Origin of the sequence: Actinosynnema sp. NPDC053489, from assembly GCF_044544865.1 — a bacterium.
In the GTDB taxonomy this organism is placed as follows: Bacteria; Actinomycetota; Actinomycetes; order Mycobacteriales; family Pseudonocardiaceae; genus Actinosynnema.
The window spans coordinates 225,039-245,291 of the sequence record NZ_JBITXT010000010.1; the positions used below are offsets into that span (position 1 = coordinate 225,039).

A 20,253-nucleotide genomic window follows, 5' to 3' on the forward strand; every position below is an offset into this window, starting at 1 on the left:
CGGCCGTGGCGACCGGTTTTCGGCGGGCGTCAGTCCTCGAAGTCGCCCACCGCGCGGCGGACCTTCGCCAGCAGGTCGGTGAGCTGCTCGGTCTGCCGGTCGGTCAGCCCGCGCAGGCCGAACTCGACGCTCGTCACGGCTTCGGTGGCGGCCTCGCGCCGGGCGTGCCCGGCCTCGGTGATCTCGACGAGGGTGGTGCGCCGGTCGGTGGGGTGGGGGTTGCGGCGCACGAGCCCGTCGGCTTCCAGCCGGTCCACGATGTTCGTGACGCTCGTCGGGTGCAGCTGGAGGCGTTCGCCCATGACGCGCATGGGCAGGCTGCCCGTGCGGGCGAACGTCAGCAGCACCAGCGCCTCGAACCGCGCGAACGTCAACCCGTGCGGCTTGAGGGCGGCGTCCACGGCGGACTGGATGATCTGCTGTACTCGCATGACGCTGGTGACCGCCGCCATCGCCGTCGACGGTCCGATCCGCTTCTCCCACAGCTCGGCGGCGCGCGCGATGGGGTCGAACGGCAGCGGCTGGGACGTCATGCGCCGAAGCTACCAGTGGGTACCCGGACCAGGAGGCAGTAGTGCTCGTCGCGTTCAGCGTGACCCCGCTCGGCGGGGAGTCCGACGGGGTGGCCGAGGCGGTCGCCGAGGCCGTGCGGGTGGTCCGGGAGTCGGGCCTGCCCAACGAGACCAACGCCATGTTCACGCTGGTGGAGGGCGAGTGGGACGAGGTGATGGCGGTGGTGAAGCGGGCGGCGGAGGTCGTGCAGGCCACCGCGCCCCGGGTCAGCCTCGTGCTCAAGGCCGACATCCGGCCCGGGTGGACGGGGCAGCTCACGGCCAAGGTCGAGCGGCTGGAGCAGCACCTGGCGACCGATGATTAGTCGGATGTCCAACTAAAATCGGGGCGCATGGAGCCGAGGGACCTCTGGTTGCGCTTCGAGACCTACCACGACGTCACGTACTTCACGCCGGAGTCGCGGGCGGTCACCGACGCGCTCGGGTGCCGGGGCGGCTGGATGGGCTACTTCGCCCAGCGGGCGGCCCCGCTGGGCGCGGTGCCGCCCGAGGTGGTGACCGCCGCGTTCTTCAACTTCCACCCGCGCAGGGTGGCCCGCGCGCTTCCCGACGCGTGGGACGTCGCCGGTCCGGAGAGGTTCCTCCAGGCGCGGTTGGAGGGCGTGGACGGCGCGCTGCGGCGGATGCTGGAGAGCCTGGACCTCGCCGAGGCCGCCGAGCTGGCCGGGCAGGCCGCCGAGGCCGCCCCGATCGCGGGACGGGTGCTCGGCGCGGCCAACCGCGCGCTGCCGGTGCCCGACGAGCCGCACCTGGCGCTGTGGCAGGCGTGCACGACGCTGCGGGAGTCCCGGGGTGACGGCCACGTCGCCGCCCTGGTGGCCGCCGACCTCGGCCCGTGCGAGGCGCTGGTGCTGTTCGGCGCGGACCACGGCCTCGACCCCGCCTACCTGCGCGCGGCGCGCGGCTGGTCGGAGGAGGAGTGGCGGGCGGCCGAGGCGGCCCTGGTGGAACGCGGGTTGGTCGACGGCGGCCTCACGCCGGCCGGCCGCGCGCTGCGCGAGGAGGTCGAGCGCCGCACCGACGCGGCCGCCACCCGTCCGTGGGACGTCCTGGGCCGGGCGGGCACCGCCCGCTTCGCGGAGCTGATGACCCCGGTCGCGCTGCGCCTGGGCCGGCTGAACGACGCGATGCGGATCAACCCGATGGCGATCGACCCGGTCGGGCAACTCCCCGGCCGGCCGAACGCGGCGCGCGGCTCGACTCGTGCCAGGATGGAAGCGTGACAAGGCCAGACCCCCGAAAGACCGCCGCACTGTCCGCCGCGCTGTCCGGGGCGGTCGACCTGGGCGCGCTCAAGGCCCGGGCCGACGCCGCGAGGCAGCGTGCCGCCACCCCGTCCCCGTCGCCCGGTTCCGGCTCCGGTGGGGGTTCGGACGCCGGTCCGAGCCCGTGGGTGCTGGACGTCACCGAGGCGACGTTCCAGTCGGTCGTCGAGCGTTCCCTGGACGTCCCGGTCGTCGTCGAGCTGACCGCGTCGTGGAGCCCGGAGGCCGGGCAGCTCTCGCCCGTGCTGGAGCGCGCCGCGCGGGCCGGCGGCGGCGCCTGGCTGCTGGCCAGGGTGGACCTCGACGCCAGCCCCCGCATCGGCCAGGTGTTCGGCGTGCAGTCGGTGCCGACCGTGGTCGCGATCGCCGGCGGCCAACCCATCGACGCGTTCGCCGGGCCGCTGCCCGAGGCCGAGTTCGGCCAGTGGATCACCCGCCTGCTGGACGCCCTGCGCGACCGGCTGCCGGGCATCAAGGCCGCCGAGGCCAACCGCGGCGCGGCCGGCGCGGAGCCCGTCGCCGAGCCGGAGGACCCCCGCTTCACGGCCGCCGAGGAGGCGTTCGAGCAGGGCGACTTCGCCGCCGCCGAGGCCGCCTACGAGGCGATCCTGGCCGCCGAACCCGCGAACGCCGAGGCGAAGGCGGCCCTGGCGCAGGTGCGGTTCACCGCGCGGGCCGAGGCGGTGCCCGCCGACGCGATCGCGAAGGCCGACGCCAACCCCGGCGACGTGGCCGCCCAGCTGGCCGCGGCCGACCTGGAGCTGGCGACGAACGACGTGGAGCAGGCGTTCAAGCGGCTGGTCGACACGGTCCGCCGGGTCTTCGGCGACGAGCGCGACCAGGTCCGCGAGCACCTGGTGGGCCTGTTCGAGCTGTTCCCGCCGGACGACGAGCGGGTCGCCAAGGCCCGCCGCAACCTGGCCAGCGCCCTGTACTGATCCCCACCCGTACCGATCACACGACATCGACGGGATCACCGCGAACGGTGATCCCGTCGACGCGCGCTCAGCCCGCGTACTTCCGGGTGCAGAGCCCGGCGCCCTGGTAGAAGCCGTCGCGGAACGCCTCCACCCGCGCGAAGCCCGACGGCACCACGGTCCCGTTCACGTCCGCCGCGATCAGGCTCTTGTCGGCCAGCAGCTCGGCCACCGCCTCGTCCAGGTCACCGGAGGACAGCCGCAGCTTCGACCCGCCCTGGTCGGTCGTCCCGGCCCACGCCCCGGTCAGGCACGCCGTCCGCAGGCCGGCCGCCGGGCCCTCCAGCCCGTACCCGGTGGCCTTCTGGATCGACAGCGCGAACCGCGACGCGATCTCGGCGAACGCGGCGAAGTCGCCGATCCCGCCCTTCTGCCCGCGCTTGGGCGGTGTGCCGATCTTCACCAGGTCGGGGAGGTCGACGGAGATCGAGTTCGTGGCCGGGCAGTACGCGGCGGGCGAGGTGTCGCCACCGTCGGCGCACTGCGCGCCCGCCTTGGTGGACAACGTCGGCGGGGTGGCGGCGGCGTCCTTGAACGCCGCGCGCAGCGACTCCTCCAGCAGGTCGAGCGACCGCTGGTCGTCCACCTTGAGGTTGCCCTTGCCCTGTCCCGTGTCCTGGTCCCGGGCGTCGAACTTCTGCTGCGTGATGCGGGCCTTGATCTCGGCCTCGTCGATCTCCGCGCACCGCTTGGGGTCGCCCGCGAACCCGAACTGGAACGCCGCCACCCGGTCGAACGCGCTGCCGTGCGCGCCCTGCTTGTCGGCCGACGTGCCCGCCGCGTCGCGGATGAAGAACATCGTCGCCAGCACCTGGTTCAGCCCCGGTCCGGTGGAGATGCGGAAGTGCTTCGACTTCCCCTCGGCCACCCAGCGGAAGAAGTTGCCCGCGTAGCAGTCGGCCTGCTGCTCCTTGATGATCGACGGCGTGGCCTGGTTGACCCCGCCGACCTCGCCGAGCTTGTACTGGATCGCGTGGCCCATCTCGTGCGCCAGCACGGTCACCACCGACATCGGCCCGAACGCGTCGTCCAGCATGGGCAGCAGCTCGCCGCGGTCCCACGCGATCGAGTCGTCCAACGAGCAGTAGAACGCGTTCGCCACGCCCGCGGTGTTGGTGCGGCAGATCTCGACGCCCTTGCCGGTGGAGTCGTAGGAGACGAGCCGCTTGACCGGCGCGAACGGCTTGCCGAACCGGGCGGGCAGCTGCTCGGTCCAGTACTCCTCCACGTCGGCCAGCGTGTTGGTGGCCAACCGGTCCATCTCGCCGCCGTCGCCGTTCTCCACCTGGAGGTCGGCGTCCGGCACGCCGGGCTTGGCGCCGCTCTCCCCGGTGGTGATGTCGAGCCCGGCGACCTTGGTGATGTCCGGGCGCTCCGAGCGGCCGTGCCCGCTCACCTCCCGGGTGCACCCCGTCACCGCCAGCGCGGTGGCGAGCGCCGCCGCAACCCATGCCCGTCGAGCCATTCCCCAGCCCCATCCCGGTCGTGCCGATCCAAGCCGCACCCTACTTGGCCGGCCCGCCCGATCAGGGCGAACCGCACGCTTTGGTGCCCTCGAAGACGCCGCCGCGGAACACCTCGACCCGCTTGAACCCGGGTTCGAGCGCCGTCGCGCCGGTGACGTCCCGCGCCGCGTAGTCGTAGGCCAGCAGCACCTGCACCGCCTCGTCGAGGTCGCCGGGGGACAGGCCGAACCCCTTCTGCCGGGTGAACACCTCCCGGGTGTACGCGCCCGCCAGGCACAGCGCGCCGCTCGCCGCGCGCTCGCCGTCGAGGTCGGCACCGGTCGCCGCCAGCGCGGCCATCCCGTAGCGGCTGGCCAGCAGCACGCCCGTGGCGTAGTCGCCGATCTCCGCGTGCAGCTCGGGCAGGTCGGCCTTGACCTCGATCTCCACCGCCTTGTCGGCCGGGCAGTACGCCACCGGCCCCTGGTCGCCGGAGCAGTCGGGCTCGTCCTCGGTGGGCGTGGCCTTGGGGTCGGTCCACTTGCCGCCCGACTGCTCGACCAGGCCCTTGTAGTAGGCGTTCAGGTCGGGGGTGACGTTCTGCAGCATCTCGTCGAACGGCAGGTTGCCGCCGCGGTCGCGGTCGTCGGCGTTGGTGAACGCCTGCTGGGTGAAGACCCGGTTGTCGACCGTCATGGCCCCGCAGAACTCCGTGCCCTGCTGGTAGCCGTCCTGGAACGCGGACACGCGGTCGAACGCGTTGCCGTGCGCGGCCCGGTCGTTGGGCGAGGTGCCGACGGGGTCGCGGAACGTGATGAGCGCGCCGAGCGCCGCGTCCAGCGTGTCGGAGCCGATGTCGAGGTGCTCGGACCTGCCGTCGTTGACCCACTTGGTGAACGCGCCCGCGAAGCAGTCGGCCATCGCCTCGGTGAGGATCGTCGGGTACCGCTGCGGCTCGCGCCGCTCGGCCTCCGGCGTGATGCCCATCCGGTTCTGCACGGCGTGGCCCATCTCGTGCGCCAGCACGATGACGACGGCCGCGTCGCCGAACCGGTCCTTGAGCACGGGCAGCAGCGCGGCCCGGTCCCAGGCGATGGCGTCGGCGCTGGGGCAGTAGAACGCGTTGCCCTCGACGTCGCTCGCCTTCTCGGTGCACGGCGGCGGGTCGGCCGACGGGTCGGAGGTGTCGACCGAGTAGATGCCGCCCCCGACCGGCTTCCACGGCTTGCCGAAGGCGTCCGGGAACGCCTCCTGCCAGAACTCGTCGATGTCGGTGACGGCGGTGGCCGCGAGCTGGTCGATCGGGCCGCCGTCGGTGCCCTTGATGAAGCCCGGGTCGACCGTGCCCTTGGTGACCGATGCGCCCGCCAGCGGTTTGCCCGGTACCACCTGGGCGCACGCGCTGGCCGTGAGCAGGACCGCCGACAGCAGGACCAGCCGAGCCGATACGAGCCGCATTGGCCCATTGTGCCTGCCGCCGACCCCTACCGGGTCGAGTTCGACGCGAAGGCCGGCGTCCGGGTCCGCGCCGCCCACGCGGTCAGCGCGGGCACGGGCGCGACCGCCGCCAGGAAGACCGCGGCCACGGCGAGCCAGCCGCCCGCGCCGGACCCGCCGACCACGCCGGACCCGCCGACCGCGACCGTGAACACGGCCGGCCCGAACAGCTGCACGGTGGCGGTGGCGGCCTCGTTCACGCCCTGGTACGCGCCGCGGGCGTCGTCGCGCATGAGGCCCACCGACAGGCCCCAGTTGGCGGCCACGTAGCCCAGTTCGCCGACGACGTGCAGCACCGCCGCGGCGACCACGAGCGCGATGCCGGTCGCACCCGAACCGCCCGCCGTCGTCGCGAGCAGGGCGCAGCTCGCCGCGAGGACCACCCCGGACCGCACGGCCGTGCGCGCGGCCTGGGCGGGGGTGCGGGCGAACCGCGCGAACGGCACCTGGAACACGGCGATGCCCGCGGAGCTGAGGACCACCACCGCGCCGCCGAGGGCGAGCGGCAGGTGGGTCGACCGCGACAGCCACAGCGGCAGGCCGGTCGACAGCATCGCCCAGCACAGCGACAGCACCGACGTGGTGGCGACGACGGCGAGGTAGGGGCGGTCGCGCAGCATGACCCGGGCGCGGGGCGTCGGCCCGGTCGACGGCTTGCCCACCGCGAGGACCGACACCGCGAGCACCCCGAACGTGACGGCGTTGCCGGTGATCGCCAGGGCGTAGGCGGAGGGGTCGTCGGCGGCGAGCACCAGCGCGCCGAGTCCCGCGCCGACCGCGTAGCCGACGTGCTGGGCCACGCGCTGCCGCGCCAGCGCCCGCACCCTGGCGGCGTTGTCGGGCACCAGGCCGGTGATCAACGCGGTGCGCACGGCGTTGCCGCCGTTGGCCGGCGCGGTGAAGGTTACCGTCGCCGCGAGGAACGACCACGTGCCGTCCACGGCCAGGTAGGACGCCATGGCGAGCCCCCGCACGACGGTGATCGCGACGAGCACCGGCCTCGGGTCGAACCGGTCGGCCAGCGCGCCGAGCGGCACCGCCGCGACCAGGCCCGCCGCGCCGGCCACCGCCATGCCCACGCCGACCGCGGTCGGCGGCAACCCGAGCACGCGGGTGAAGAACAACGCCCACGTGGTGAACCAGAGGCCGTCGCCGAGCGCCGAGACGCCACGGCCCCACAGCAGCACGCGCAGCCCCATCGGCACTCACCCTTCATGATCACGTGAATGGTGGGTGAACCGTAACGCTCGTGCGGCGGCCGTGCAACGGGAGTTCAGGACATCGTGAAGGGTGATAGGCTGGTCGCGTGGCGGGATGGGTCGACTCCGGCAACGCCGTCCAGGCGTCGGTCGTCGCGCTGGCCCGCGAGCTGTCCGACCCGGTCCGGCTCACCGCGCTGCAACTGCTCGCCGCCGAGGGCCCGCACACGATGGTGCAGCTCGCCGACGCCATGGGCGTCTCGCCGCCGCGGCTGGGCAACCACCTGGCCCGCCTGCGCGCCGCCGGCCTCGTCACCGTCGAGCACGCGGGTCGGCACGCCGTCTACCGGGTGGCCCGGGCCGACCTCGCCGACGTGCTGACCGCGCTGGCGCGCTACGCCCACCAGGACGGCCTCGCCGCGCCGCGGCGCGCGTCCTCGCCGGTCGACGTCGCCCACACGTGCTACGACCACGCGGCCGGTCGCCTGGGGATCTCGGTGTTCGCGACCCTGGTCGACTCCGGCGCGCTGATCCCGCCCGACGGCCGCGCCGGCGAACTCGAACCCGGTCCGGACCCGACCGCCCTGCACCGCCTGGGCGTGGACCCGGCCGCCGTCGCACCGCGCCGCCGGTTGGCCCTGGCCTGCCTGGACCGCACGCACCGCGTCCCGCACCTCGGCGGGGACCTGGGCAGGCTCGTCCTCGACGCCCTGGTGGCCGACGACCTGGTCCGCCGGCAGGAGGGCACGAGGGAACTCCTCGTCACCGAGCGGGGCGCCGCCCGCCTGCCCGAGCTGCTGCCGACGTTCGCCCTGCCCACGGACGATCGGCCCACGGACGATCGGCCCACAGACGGGCGGCCCTGAGACGGGCGGCCCTGAGACGGGCGGCCCTGAGACCTGCGGGCCTGAGACCTGCGGGCCTGAGACGGCACGGGGGTCCGCCCACCGGCGGACCCCCGTGCTCGTCGATCAGGTGTTGTCCAGCGCCGTGCGGTCCGGCGCGGGGTCGAGGTCGTCCGGGTCGACCGGCCCCTCGACGCTCACCCGGTCCTCCTCCGTCAACACGGGCTCCGGGACCTCGGGCGTCAACCACAGCACGCCCGCCGGCGGCAGTTGCAGCACCGCCGACGCCGGCCGGCCGTGCCACGGGTGCTCCTCGGCCTCCACCGAGCCCAGGTTGCCGACCCCGGACCCGCCGTAGGCCTCCGAGTCCGTGTTCACCACCTCGCGCCACCGGCCCGTCACCGGCAGGCCCACCCGGTAGTCGCGGCGCGGCATCCCGGAGAAGTTGGCGACGCAGGCGAGCAGCGACCCGTCCTCACCGACCCGCAGGAAGCTCAGCACGTTGCCCGCCGAGTCGTTCGCGTCGATCCACTGGAACCCCTCGGGCCGGTTGTCGGCGCTGTAGAGCGCGGGCGTGCCCGTGTAGACCCGGTTCAGGTCCGCGATCAGCCGGCGCAACCCGCCGTGCAGCGGCGAGTCCAGCAGGTGCCAGTCCAGCGACCGGCTCTCCGACCACTCGTCGCGCTGCCCGAACTCGCCGCCCATGAACAGCAGCTGCTTGCCCGGGTGCGCCCACATGAACGCCAGCAGCGACCGCAGCCCCGCCGCCTTGTTCCAGTCGTCGCCGGGCATCCGCTGCCACAGCGACCCCTTGCCGTGCACGACCTCGTCGTGCGACAGCGGCAGCACGAAGTTCTCGCTCCACGCGTACACCAGCGAGAACGTGATCTCGTTGTGGTGGAACGACCGGTGCACGGGCTCGCGCGACAGGTAGTGCAGCGTGTCGTGCATCCAGCCCATGTTCCACTTGAAGCCGAACCCGAGGCCGCCCAGGTGCGTCGGCCGCGTCACGCCCGGCCACGCCGTCGACTCCTCCGCCACCATCACCACGCCCGGGTGGCGCTTGTAGACGGTCGCGTTCAGCTCCTGCAGGAACCGGACCGCGTCCAGGTTCTCCCGGCCGCCGTACTGGTTGGGCAGCCACTGCCCTTCCTGCCGCGAGTAGTCCAGGTACAGCATCGAGGCCACCGCGTCGACCCGCAGGCCGTCGATGTGGAACTCGTCGATCCAGTACAGGGCGTTGGCCACCAGGAAGTTGCGCACCTCGTTGCGACCGAAGTCGAACACCAGCGTGCCCCAGTCCGGGTGCTCGCCCCGGCGCGGGTCGGCGTGCTCGTACAGCGGGCTGCCGTCGAACCGCGCCAGCGCCCACGAGTCCTTCGGGAAGTGCGCGGGCACCCAGTCCATGATCACGCCGATGCCGCGCTGGTGCAGCACGTCCACGAAGTACCGGAAGTCGTCGGGCGAGCCGAACCGCGAGGTCGGCGCGTAGTACGACGTGACCTGGTAGCCCCACGACCCGCCGAACGGGTGCTCGGCCACCGGCATCAGCTCCACGTGGGTGAACCCGGCGTCCACGACGTAGTCGGCCAGCTGCTCGGCCAGCTCCCGGTAGCCCAGGCCGGGCTTCCACGAGCCCAGGTGCACCTCGTACACGCTCATCGGCGCGTTGATCCACTGCGTGGCGTCCCGCTTGGCCCGCCACGCCTCGTCGCCCCACTCGTGCGTCGACCGGGTGACGATGGACGCCGTGTGCGGGGGCCTCTCGGTGGCGAACGCCATCGGGTCGGCCTTCTCGTGCCACCCGCCGTCCCGGCCGAGGATGCGGAACTTGTACCGGGTGCCCTCGGGGACGCCGGGGATGAAGATCTCCCACACGCCGGACGAGCCCAGCGACCGCATCGGGTTCGTCCGCCCGTCCCAGCCGTCGAAGTCGCCGCACACCCGCACGCCCCGCGCGGTCGGCGCCCACACGGCGAACGAGACGCCCGAGACCGTGCCGCCGGGCGTGTCGTAGGTGCGCACCCGCGCGCCCAGCACGTCCCACAGCCGCTCGTGGCGCCCCTCGCCGATCAGGTGCAGGTCCAGCTCGCCGACGGTCGGCAGCCACCGGTACGGGTCGTCCACCTCGACGACCCGGTCGCCGTACTCGACCTCCAGCCGGTAGTCACCGGGGTGCTCGGGCAGCTCGCCCTCGAACAGCCCGTCGGTGACCCGGTCCAGCTCGAACCGCTTGTCACCGGCCATCACCGCCACCGCCGTCGCACCCGGCCGCAGCGCCCGCGCGACCACGCCCTCCGCGACGTGGTGCACGCCGAGCACCGAGTGCGGGTCGTGGTGCGCCCCGGCCAGCAGCCGGTCGACGTCCTCGGGCGAGATCATGACTGCACCGCTCCCTCTCCAGTGATCCGCGCGATCGACGACAACGGGACCGTCAACCACTCCGGCCTGTTCGCGTGCTCGTACGCGACCTCGTACACGGCCTTGTCCAGCTCGAACGCCCGCAGCAGGTAACCGCGCTCCCGCGGGTCGCCCACCGAGTCCGACGCCGCCTCGGCGTAGCCCTCGGTGAACGCCGCCCGGTTGCGCCGCGCCCACTCCAGCGCCCGGACCGTCAGCTGGTGGTCCTCGGGCTGGCCGACCAGCAGCTGGTGGGCCGCGTAGTCGAACGACCTCAGCATCCCCGCCACGTCGCGCAGCGGCGAGCGCAGCGCGGTGCGCTCGGCGATCGGCGAGCCCGGCTCGCCCTCGAAGTCGATCAGCAGCCACCCGTGCACGGTCCGCAGCACCTGGCCCAGGTGCAGGTCGCCGTGGATGTGCTGCACGGCCACCGCGTCCCGGGTGTTCCTGGCCTGCTCGAACGCCGCCCGCAGCGCGGGCACGTACGGCTGGAGCTCCGGCACCGCCGAGGCCACCTCGTCCAGCCGCGCGACCATCGCCCGCACGGTCCGCTCGATGTCGTCGGCGTCGGCGTTCTGCGTGCCCAGGGCGCGCTCCAGGTCCGCGTGCACGCTGGCCACGGCCTGGCCCAGCCGCTGCGCCTCGCCGGCGAAGTCGCCGCCCACCTCGTCGGCGTGCAGGTCGGCCTCGGCCATCAGGTCGCGCACGCTGGTCGTGGCCATCGCCCAGCCGTCCACCGCGTCGGGCAGGAACTGCTGGAGCATGCCGACGGTCGTGGTCTGCCCGTCGAGCCTGCCGGTGATCGACCCGAGCGGCTGGGCGATGTGCTCGCACCCGACCTGGCGCAGCGCCCGGTGCAGCACCAGGTCCGGGTTCTCGCCGTAGGTCAGCTTCCGGAACAGCTTGAGGATGTACTGGCTGCCGTACACGATCGAGGTGTTGGACTGCTCGGCGGTGATCGGCCGGCCGCGCAGCCCGGTCTGGACCTCCACGCCCGGCTCGCGCGCGAACCTCAGCCACTCGACCTCGGCGCCCTCGGCGATCAGGTCGAGCAGCGCGCCGGTCAGCTCCGGCACCTGCGTGGCGTCGTGGTTGTCCGCGTGGTCGGTGACCAGCAGCTGGTAGGGCTCGCGCCGGTCCGGCTGCTCGACCTCCACCACCAGGTGCACCAGCACCGGGTCGGCGGCGCGCAGCACGGCCGTGCGCAGCGGGCGCACGGAGGTGACCGGGCGGTCCTTGCCGCCGAACCAGCGCTGCGCGGGCAGCCACCCGGGCAGCTCGGCCATCACCTTGTCGACCAGGTCGTGCGGTTCGGTCACGTCCATCACCTCGGCTCGCTGTCGTCGTCGGCTTCCACGAGCTGGAACCAGTAGAAGCCGTGACCGGGCAGGGTCAGCAGGTAGGGCAGTTCGCCCACGGTCGGGAACACCACGCCGCCGGTCAGCTCCACGGGCCTGCTCCCGCGGTGCTCCGACAGGTCCAGCTCGACCGGCTGCGGGAACCGCGACAGGTTGTTCACGCACAGCACGACGTCCTCGTGGCCGTCGGGCCGCCGCCACCGCCGCCGGTAGGCCAGCACGCTCGGGTTCGAGCCGCCCAGGTCGCTGAAGTCGCCCTCGGCGAACGCGTGGTGCTGCTTGCGGACCTCGATCATCCGCCGGGTCCAGTGCAGCAGCGACGACTGGTTGTTCAGCTGCGCCTCGACGTTGAGGCCCTGGTAGCCGTACACCGGGTCCATGATCACCGGCAGGTAGATCCGGCCGGGGTCGCAGCTGGAGAACCCGGCGTTGCGGTCCGGGGTCCACTGCATCGGGGTGCGCACCGCGTCGCGGTCGCCGAGCCAGATGTTGTCGCCCATGCCGATCTCGTCGCCGTAGTACAGGACGGGGGAACCGGGCAGCGACAGCAGCATCGCGGTGAACAGCTCCTGCTGGTTGCGGTCGTTCTCCAGCAGGGGCGCCAGGCGTCGGCGGATGCCGATGTTCGCCTTCATCCGCGGGTCCTTGGCGTACTCCGCGTACATGTAGTCGCGCTCTTCGTCGGTGACCATCTCCAGCGTCAACTCGTCGTGGTTGCGCAGGAAGATGCCCCACTGGCAGCCGTCGGGGATCTGCGGCGTCTGCGCCAGGATCTCCGAGATGGGGAACCGCGACTCCCGCCGCACCGCCATGAAGATGCGCGGCATCAGCGGGAAGTGGAACGCCATGTGGCACTCGTCGCCGCCGACCTCCGGGTTGCCGAAGTACTCGACCACGTCCGACGGCCACTGGTTGGCCTCGGCGAGCAGCACCCGGCCGGGGTACTCGTCGTCCACGACCTTGCGGCAGCGCTTGAGGAAGTCGTGCGTGCGCGGCAGGTTCTCGCAGTTGGTGCCCTCGGCCTCGAACAGGTACGGCACGGCGTCGAGCCGGAACCCGTCGATGCCCAGGTCGAGCCAGAACCGCAGCGTGTCGAGCATGGCCTCCTGGACGTGCGGGTTCTCGTAGTTCAGGTCCGGCTGGTGGGAGAAGAACCGGTGCCAGTAGAACTGGCCGCGCACCGGGTCGTAGGTCCAGTTCGACGACTCCGTGTCGACGAAGATGATCCGCGCGTCCGCGTAGCGCTGGTCGTCGTCGCTCCACACGTAGAAGTCGCCGTAGGGCCCGTCGGGGTCGATCCGCGACTGCTGGAACCAGGGGTGCGCGTCGCTGGTGTGGTTGAGCACCAGGTCGGTGATCACCCGGATGCCCCGGCGGTGCGCCTCGTCCAGCAGGTACACGAAGTCCTCGACCGAGCCGAACTCCGGCAGCACCGCGCGGAAGTCGGAGATGTCGTAGCCGCCGTCGCGCAGCGGCGAGGCGTAGAACGGCGGCAGCCACAGGCAGTCGACGCCCAGCCACTCCAGGTAGTCCAACCGGGACGCGAGGCCCCGCAGGTCTCCGGTGCCGTCGCCGTTGCTGTCGCTGAACGCGCGCACCAGCACCTCGTAGAACACCGCGCCCTTGAACCAGTTCGGGTCTCTCGGCGCCAGCTTGGCCGACCGGAAGTCCTCGGCCTGCGGCTCGACCAGCAGGCCGTCGGCGCCGATGGCCTCGCCGGTGTGCGGCACGTGCTCCAGACCTACCAGCGCGGCGTCGGGTCGGGCCTCTTCTTGCATGTGTGCTCCACCTCGTCCCACCTCATTGGGGGTGCGTTCGATCGTCCCTCGTGCTCTTCGGCGGGCACGGGGACTCGGTAAAGGGGACCGGGTTGGGTTGTTCGTCCTCTGCGCGGGCGGCTCAGCCGGATCGGCGCAGCACGCCGACGATGTGCGCCGGGGCGCGCCAGGGTTCCAGGCGGACGTAGTTCGCCTGACCCCAGTCCCAGGTCTCCCCGGACACCTCGTCGTGCGCGATCAGCCGCTCGTGCCACTCGACGCCGAGCGCGGGCAGGTCCAGCCAGACTGTGCCGTCCTGCGCGTTGTGCGGATCCAGGTTGACCACGACGACGACCGTGTCGCCGGTGCCCGGGTCCTGCTTGGAGTAGGCGATCAACGCCGGGTTGTCGACGTGGTGGAACCGCAGTGTTCGCATCTGCTGCAGCGCCGGGTGCGCCCGGCGGATCGCGTTCAGCTTGCGCAACCACGGTTCCAGCGACCGTCCCTCGGCCACCGCCGCCGCGTAGTCGCGGGGGCGGAGCTGGTACTTCTCCGAGTTCAGGTACTCCTCGCTGCCCGGCCGGACGGCCTCGTGCTCGAACAGCTCGTAACCCGAGTAGACACCCCAGGTCGGCGCCATCGTCGCCGCCAGCGCCGCGCGCAGCGCGAACATGCCCGGACCGCCGTGCTGCAGCGATTCGTGCAGGATGTCGGGGGTGTTGACGAACAGGTTGGGCCGCGCTTCGTCCCAGTGCTCGACCAGTTCGGTGCCGAACTCGGTCAGCTCCTCCTTGGTCGTGCGCCAGGTGAAGTAGGTGTAGCTCTGCGTGAAGCCGAGCTTGGCCAGGCCGTACAGGCGGGCGGGGCGGGTGAACGCCTCGGACAGGAACAGCACGTCCGGGTGGCGGTCCTTGACCGCCCAGATCAGCCACGCCCAGAAGTCCGGCGGCTTGGTGTGCGGGTTGTCGACCCGGAAGATGCGCACCCCGTGGTCGACCCAGTGCAGGACGACGCGCAGCACCTCGTTGTAGATGCCCTGCGGGTCGTTGTCGAAGTTGACCGGGTAGATGTCCTGGTACTTCTTGGGCGGGTTCTCCGCGTAGGCGATCGAGCCGTCCGGGCGGGTGGTGAACCACTCCTGGTGCTTGAGCACCCACGGGTGGTCGGGCGCGCACTGGATCGCCAGGTCCAGGGCCACCTCGAGGTCCAGCTCGCGGGCGCGGGCCACGAACGCGTCGAAGTCCTCGATCGTGCCCAGCTGCGGGTGGATCGCGTCGTGGCCGCCCTCGTCGGCGCCGATGGCCCAGGTCGAGCCCGGGTCGTCCTCGGTGGCGGTGAGCGTGTTGTTCGGGCCCTTGCGGTTCACCCGGCCGATCGGGTGGATCGGGGGCAGGTAGGCGACGTCGAAGCCCATGGCCGCGATGCGGTCCAGCTCCTTGGTGGCGGTGGCGAACGTGCCGTGCACCGGCACGCCGGACTCGTCCACGCCGCCCGTGCTGCGGGGGAAGAACTCGTACCAGGACCCGAACGCGGCCCGCTTCCGGTCGACCCACACCTTCTGGGGCTTGCCCTTGGTGATCAGCTCGCGGACCGGGTGCTCGTGCATGATCCGGCGGACGTCGGCCGCCAGGGCGGGCGCGACCCGCTCGGGGAGGGGGCGGTGCTCGTCGCGCAGCGCGGTGGCCGCGTTGACCAGCAGCGGCTTCTCCCGGCGCCGGTCGGGGCGGCGGCTCACGCGGTCCAGCAGGCGCGCGCCCGCCTCCAGGTCGTTCTCCAGCTCGTGGGCGCTCTGACCCGCGGCGATCTTGACCTCGACGGCGTGCACCCAGGTGGCCCACGGGTCGCTCCAGGCGTCCACGCGGAAGGTCCAGGCGCCCTCGGCGTCCGGCACGATCGTGGCCGCCCAGCGGTCCAGGCCGACGCCCTCGGGCGCCATGCGTGTCTGCCTGGCGACCCGGTCGTTCGGTCCCCGCCACACGACCGTGGCCGCCACGGCGTCGTGGCCCTCGCGCCACACCGTGGCCCCGACCGGGACGTGTTCGCCGACCACGGCCTTCGCCGGGTAGCGACCGCCGCTCACGGTCGGGGAGACATCGTCGATTCCGAGTCGTCCGCTCATCGGCAGCGCCCCTCTCACCTGGTGTGACGCTTGCGCGTGCAAGTCTGCCCGGCACGATCGGACCTGCCGTCACCGGGACCCGTACCTGCTGTTCCTACCCCTTCTGGTTGGATTGCACACTTGGCGGTGTGGTCCTTCTCGTTATGGAAGATCACGATTCCGTGTCGTGACCGCTGCCACGCCGACACCGTTCGGTGAACCGCGATCACACGATCGGGGAAATGATCAACCGGGCTCCCCGCGCGCCCACCCCGGCGGTCGGCGCACCGCCCGTTGCGCCGTTCGGCGCAAGGGTCGGACGGGTGCGCGCCGCGCCGTCACCACTTGCGCAATGAGCGCGAAACAACTTGCAGCGCACCGTTTGCCCTGCTCAAGCTGTATCGGTCCCTGCATCGGTTCGGGTGACCGTTGTCCCGGGCCGCTGGATGGGGGATAAGGTCCGACGCCATGCGAGCACTTCGCCGGTTCACCGTCCGAGCCAGCCTGCCCGAGCCGCTGGCGGCACTGGGCACCCTCGCCACGAACCTGCGCTGGACGTGGCACCAGCCCACCCAGGACCTGTTCGCGTCGGTCGACCCCGAGCTGTGGGCCGAGAGCGGCGACCCGTTGCGCCTGCTGTCCGTGGTCGCGCCCGAGCGCCTCGAAGCGCTCTCCCGCGACGAGGGGTTCCTCGCCCACGCCCACGCCCTCGCCGACGACCTGCACCGCTACACCACCGGGCCGCGCTGGTTCCAGCGCCGCCAGGAGGAGATCGCGCAGCGCCGCGACCAGGGGGCGCACCCGCTGCCGAGCGCCATCGCCTACTTCTCCATGGAGTTCGGCGTCACCGAGGCCCTGCCGAACTACTCCGGCGGCCTCGGCGTGCTGGCGGGCGACCACCTCAAGGCGGCCTCCGACCTGGGCGTGCCGCTGATCGCGGTCGGCCTGCTCTACCGCTCCGGCTACTTCCGCCAGGCCCTGTCGCTGGACGGCTGGCAGGTCGAGCACTACCCGGTCCTCGACCCGCGCGGCCTGCCGCTGGAGCTGCTCACCGAGCCCTCCGGCGCGCCGATCCTGGTGCACGTCGCCATGCCCGGCGACCGCGTGCTGCGCGCGAAGGTGTGGAAGGCGCAGGTGGGCCGCATCCCGTTGCTGCTCCTCGACTCCGACGTGGAGGAGAACGACGACGACCTGCGCGGCGTGACCGACCGCCTGTACGGCGGCGACCAGGACCACCGCATCCGCCAGGAGATCCTGGCGGGCGTCGGCGGCGTCCGCGCCGTGCGCACGTTCTGCGACCTGACCGGTCACCCCGCCCCCGAGGTGTTCCACACGAACGAGGGCCACGCGGGCTTCCTCGGCCTGGAGCGCATCCGGGAGCTGGTCACGGGCGAGGGCCTGGACTTCGACCAGGCGCTCGCGGCGGTGCGCGCCGGCACGGTGTTCACCACGCACACGCCGGTGCCCGCGGGCATCGACCGGTTCCCCGTCGACCTCGTGCAGCACTACTTCGGCTCCGAGGCGCTGCTGCCGGGCGTGAACACCCAGCGCGTCCTCGCCCTGGGCGCGGAGGAGAACCCCGGCCTGTTCAACATGGCCCACATGGGCCTGCGCCTGGCCCAGCGCGCGAACGGCGTCTCCAAGCTGCACGGCACCGTCAGCCGCGACATGTTCCGCGGCCTGTGGCCGGGCTTCGACGCCTCCGAGGTGCCCATCGGCTCGGTCACCAACGGCGTGCACGGCCCGACCTGGGCGGCCACCGAGATGAGCAGGCTCGTCGGCGACACCGAGGACGCGGGCCTCGGCGCGCACGGGTTCGAGCCGGTCACCGACCAGCGGCTGTGGGAGCTGCGCAACGACCTGCGGGCCAAGCTCGTGCACGAGGTCCGCCGCCGCACCCGCGCCTCGTGGTTGCAGCGGGGCGCGTCGGCGCTGGAGCTGGGCTGGACGGACTCGGTGTTCGACCCGGACGTGCTGACCGTCGGCTTCGCCCGCCGCGTGCCGACCTACAAGCGGCTGACGCTGATGCTGCGCGACGCGGACCGCCTGCGCTCGCTGCTGCTGCACCCCGAGCGGCCCGTGCAGCTGGTGGTGGCGGGCAAGTCGCACCCGGCCGACGACGGCGGCAAGGCGCTGATCCAGCAGATCGTGCGGTTCGCCGACGACGCGGGCGTGCGGCACCGGATCGTGTTCCTGCCCGACTACGACATGTCCATGGCCCGGTACCTGTACTGGGGCTGCGACGTGTGGCTGAACAACCCGATGCGCCCGCTGGAGGCGTGCGGCACGTCCGGCATGAAGTCCGCGCTCAACGGCGGGCTGAACCTGTCGATCCGCGACGGCTGGTGGGACGAGCTGTACGACGGCAGCAACGGCTGGGCCATCCCCACCGCCGACGGCGTCACCGACCCGACCCGGCGCGACGACCTGGAGGCCGCCGCGCTGTACGACCTGCTCGGCAGCCAGGTCGCGCCGCTGTTCTACGACCGCGGCGAGGACGGCGTGCCGACCCGGTGGCTGGCCATGGTCCGGCACACGCTGGCCTCGCTCGGCCCGGCCGTGCAGGCGTCGCGGATGGTGCGCGAGTACGTGGAGCGGCTGTACGCGCCCGCCGCCTCGTCGGCCGCCTCGGTGGTGGGCGAGGGGTACCGGGGCGCGAAGGAGCTGGCCGCCTACCGGCAGCGGCTGCGGGCCTCGTGGACGCGGGTGCGGGTGCTGGACTCGGAGATGTCGCTGGACGGCTCGGGCACGCCGCGGCTCGGCTCCCGGCTGGGCGTGCGGGCGCGGATCGAGCTGGCCGGCCTCGAACCGTCCGAAGTGGACGTGCAGGTGGCGCTGGGCCGGGTCGGCGACTCCGACGAGCTGTACGACGTGGTCACGCACGAGATGCGGTACGCGGGCAACGGCAACTACGAGGTCGAGGTGCCGCTGTCGCACGCGGGCGCGGTCGGCTACACCGTGCGCGTGCTGCCGCGGCACGACCTGCTGGCGTCGCCCGCGGAACTCGGTCGGGTCGTGCTGGCGGGCTGACTCACTCGATCAGATGGCCGCCGGCGTGACCGGCGGTCATCTGATCCGCTTTTCCTCACGCTTTCGCGCGGGATTTCTTCGGTCGGGTGAACTGGTCCTTTTCGCCGTCCGGTGCCGGCGTTCTCGCGCTTACGCTTCCGGCGTGCAGAAATTCGCGACGATCGCAACGGTGCTGGCCGCGGTGCTCGCCTTGGCCGTGATCCCGGCCGCGTCGGCGCGGCGGCTGTCGGCGGAGCCGCCGGCCGCGTGCGCGGGACTGGTCACGCAGCTCGCGGACACGCTGAAGAAGGCGGTGGAGCCGCTCGCGGCGACCCCGCCCACGCCCGACAAGGCCGTGGTCCCGCTGGGCGACGCGTTGCGGCTCATGGTGGCGATGACGGCGGCGAAGTGCCTGCCCGCGCCGCCGACGACCGCGCCGGCCGAAGTCCGTTCCCAGGGCCCGGAACTGTGCCTCTCGCATTCGCTGGCCGGTTTCGCGGGCCTGCTGAGCGTGTTGAGCAAGATCGTGCCCGGCGCGGTCCCGCCCGATCCCGGAAAATTGCGCAACGAGGTGCAGACGTGGTTGAAGACGTTGGGCGACGCCCTCGGCAACTGCGGCCTGCCCGTGCCGGCAGGCGGGCTGCCGACCCTGCCGAACCCGCCCGCCTAGCCCGTCACGAGATGTCGAGCCGGGCGGTGGTCTCGGCGACCCGGGGCAGCCAGCCGGCGAGCCGCCGCGCCTCGACGAGCGTCGCCCGTGCCGCCGCGTTGTCGCCGGCCGCCATCTGGGCGCGGGCGATCGTGGCCAGGGCGTCGGCGCGGGCCAGCCCGCTCTCGCTCGTCGCCTTGGCCTGCCGGGCCAGCGCGAGGGCGGCGGTGTGGTCGTGCTCGATCAGGGCGAGCTGCGCCAGCGTGCCCGTGCAGCGGTGGCGCGGGTAGCCGAACTTCATCGCCCCGTCCGCCGCCCGGCGCGCCGCGGGCACGCCGACCTCCGCGGGCAGTTGGCCGCCCTCGACGGCGTTGGCCGTGGAACTGGCCATCGACGCCAGCACGAACGCCATGTCGCGCGGTTCGAGGTCGGTGCGCCCCATCAGCGCGCTGACGGCGTGCAACGCCTCGCCGTACCGGGCGCGCAGGGTGAGCACGGAGGCGCGTGCGCCGATCGAGACCAGCAACGTGGGGTGGCGTTCGACCAGCTCGTCGGCGATCGCCTCGGCCCGGTCGAGGTCACCCGCCTCCAGCGCGTCGGTCACCTGGTTGACCAGGGGCGTGGCCTCGTACTCCGCCGCCGTGCGGCCGGACAGCCGGGGCAGGGCGAACAGGAACCAGCCGGGCGAGGTGGTGCCCGCGCCGCGCCGCGGCCACAGGCCGTTGAGCAGCACGGCCGTGCCGGCGACCGCGAAACCGCGCGGGAACGGCCGGTCGGCGGGCAGGGCGACGAGCCAGGCCGCGGCCACGACGGCGGCGGTCAGGAGCGCCGACGTGAGGGCGGTCAGCCAGAGCCTGCGCCGGACCGGGGCCTTGATCGACGTGAGGCCGAGCGACATCAGCAGCGGGACCGTCCGCCACACGACCCGGCGGTGCGGCTTCGTCCACGTGCGCACCTCGCCGCCGACGCCGATCTCGACCAGCGACACCCGCACCCGGAACAGCAGCGCGCCCGCGAGCAACCCCAGTTGCAGCACCGCGTGCACGGCCCACGTGCCCACCGCCGCGCCGCCGAAGCTCGCGAGCCCGGGCCGCCAGAGCACCAGGACGACCAGGGCGAGCCCGGTCAGCACTTTCCCCACGTCCAGCAGACGCGACCACCCGCGCCGCGGTTCCCGAACGC

Annotated in this window: 15 protein-coding genes; 6 read left to right on the forward strand and 9 right to left on the reverse strand. The window is 72.9% G+C overall.

All coding sequences use genetic code 11. The annotated features are described in order from the left end of the window. Positions 1–29: 29 nt before the first annotated feature. Positions 30–533 (reverse strand): MarR family winged helix-turn-helix transcriptional regulator, encoded by a 504-nt coding sequence (locus ACIGNX_RS23685; RefSeq protein WP_077009514.1) that lies wholly within the window; start codon positions 531–533, stop codon positions 30–32. A gap of 41 nt (positions 534–574) precedes the next feature. Here ACIGNX_RS23685 and ACIGNX_RS23690 point away from each other — a divergent pair, with 41 nt between their 5' ends. From ACIGNX_RS23690 to ACIGNX_RS23700, 3 genes are read left to right on the forward strand one after another with little or no spacing between them, the layout of a single operon-like run. Then, positions 575–877: an MTH1187 family thiamine-binding protein gene (locus tag ACIGNX_RS23690; RefSeq protein ID WP_396542864.1), complete on the forward strand. Its 303-nt coding sequence runs from the start codon at positions 575–577 to the stop codon at positions 875–877. A 27-nt stretch (positions 878–904) separates the two neighbouring features. Beyond that, the gene (locus tag ACIGNX_RS23695) at positions 905–1,795 is read left to right on the forward strand and encodes a hypothetical protein (protein ID WP_396542865.1); all 891 of its coding nucleotides are present in this window, start codon (positions 905–907) and stop codon (positions 1,793–1,795) included. Further along, positions 1,792–2,775, forward strand: coding sequence for a co-chaperone YbbN (locus tag ACIGNX_RS23700; protein WP_396542866.1), 984 nt, complete (start codon positions 1,792–1,794; stop codon positions 2,773–2,775). Before ACIGNX_RS23695 ends, ACIGNX_RS23700 begins: the two co-directional genes overlap by 4 nt. Positions 2,776–2,842: 67 nt before the next feature. Here the strand turns inward: ACIGNX_RS23700 and ACIGNX_RS23705 are convergent, their stop codons facing one another. The 3 genes from ACIGNX_RS23705 to ACIGNX_RS23715 all read right to left on the reverse strand — a co-directional run bounded on the left by ACIGNX_RS23705 (position 2,843) and on the right by ACIGNX_RS23715 (position 6,955). Further along, on the reverse strand, positions 2,843–4,279 hold the full coding sequence (locus ACIGNX_RS23705; protein WP_396542867.1) for a neutral zinc metallopeptidase: 1,437 nt from the start codon (positions 4,277–4,279) through the stop codon (positions 2,843–2,845). A gap of 61 nt (positions 4,280–4,340) precedes the next feature. After that, complete coding sequence (locus tag ACIGNX_RS23710; protein ID WP_396542868.1) at positions 4,341–5,717, reverse strand: neutral zinc metallopeptidase; 1,377 nt, start codon at positions 5,715–5,717, stop codon at positions 4,341–4,343. A 26-nt stretch (positions 5,718–5,743) separates the two neighbouring features. Further along, entirely contained in the window at positions 5,744–6,955 is a 1,212-nt protein-coding gene (locus tag ACIGNX_RS23715) for an MFS transporter (protein WP_396542869.1), read from the reverse strand. Positions 6,956–7,062: 107 nt separating this feature from the next. On the opposite strand from ACIGNX_RS23715, the gene ACIGNX_RS23720 reads away from it, so the two are divergent. Continuing rightward, complete coding sequence (locus ACIGNX_RS23720) at positions 7,063–7,821, forward strand: ArsR/SmtB family transcription factor (protein WP_396542870.1); 759 nt, start codon at positions 7,063–7,065, stop codon at positions 7,819–7,821. Positions 7,822–7,926: 105 nt separating this feature from the next. Here ACIGNX_RS23720 and glgB read toward each other — a convergent pair whose 3' ends face one another. From glgB to ACIGNX_RS23740, 4 genes are all read right to left on the reverse strand, one after another. Next, complete coding sequence (gene glgB, locus ACIGNX_RS23725) at positions 7,927–10,182, reverse strand: 1,4-alpha-glucan branching protein GlgB (protein WP_396542871.1); 2,256 nt, start codon at positions 10,180–10,182, stop codon at positions 7,927–7,929. Then, complete coding sequence (locus ACIGNX_RS23730) at positions 10,179–11,519, reverse strand: aminoglycoside phosphotransferase (protein ID WP_396542872.1); 1,341 nt, start codon at positions 11,517–11,519, stop codon at positions 10,179–10,181. The genes glgB and ACIGNX_RS23730 overlap by 4 nt, the downstream gene beginning before the upstream one ends. Positions 11,520–11,524: 5 nt before the next feature. Beyond that, positions 11,525–13,336 carry a maltose alpha-D-glucosyltransferase gene (treS, locus tag ACIGNX_RS23735; protein WP_396542873.1) on the reverse strand — a complete coding sequence of 604 codons (1,812 nt, stop codon included), beginning with the start codon at positions 13,334–13,336 and terminating at the stop codon, positions 11,525–11,527. 121 nt (positions 13,337–13,457) lie between these two features. Further along, entirely contained in the window at positions 13,458–15,434 is a 1,977-nt protein-coding gene (locus ACIGNX_RS23740) for an alpha-1,4-glucan--maltose-1-phosphate maltosyltransferase (RefSeq protein WP_396542874.1), read from the reverse strand. Between the two features lie 447 nt (positions 15,435–15,881). Here ACIGNX_RS23740 and glgP point away from each other — a divergent pair, with 447 nt between their 5' ends. Next, positions 15,882–18,443: an alpha-glucan family phosphorylase gene (glgP, locus tag ACIGNX_RS23745; RefSeq protein WP_396542875.1), complete on the forward strand. Its 2,562-nt coding sequence runs from the start codon at positions 15,882–15,884 to the stop codon at positions 18,441–18,443. A 142-nt stretch (positions 18,444–18,585) separates the two neighbouring features. Beyond that, a complete protein-coding gene (locus tag ACIGNX_RS23750) occupies positions 18,586–19,092 on the forward strand; it encodes a hypothetical protein (RefSeq protein ID WP_396542876.1) in 507 nt (168 codons plus the stop codon). A gap of 4 nt (positions 19,093–19,096) precedes the next feature. On the opposite strand, the gene ACIGNX_RS23755 is transcribed toward ACIGNX_RS23750, so the two are convergent. Then, a complete protein-coding gene (locus tag ACIGNX_RS23755; RefSeq protein WP_396542877.1) occupies positions 19,097–20,212 on the reverse strand; it encodes a hypothetical protein in 1,116 nt (371 codons plus the stop codon). Between the last annotated feature and the right edge of the window lie 41 nt (positions 20,213–20,253).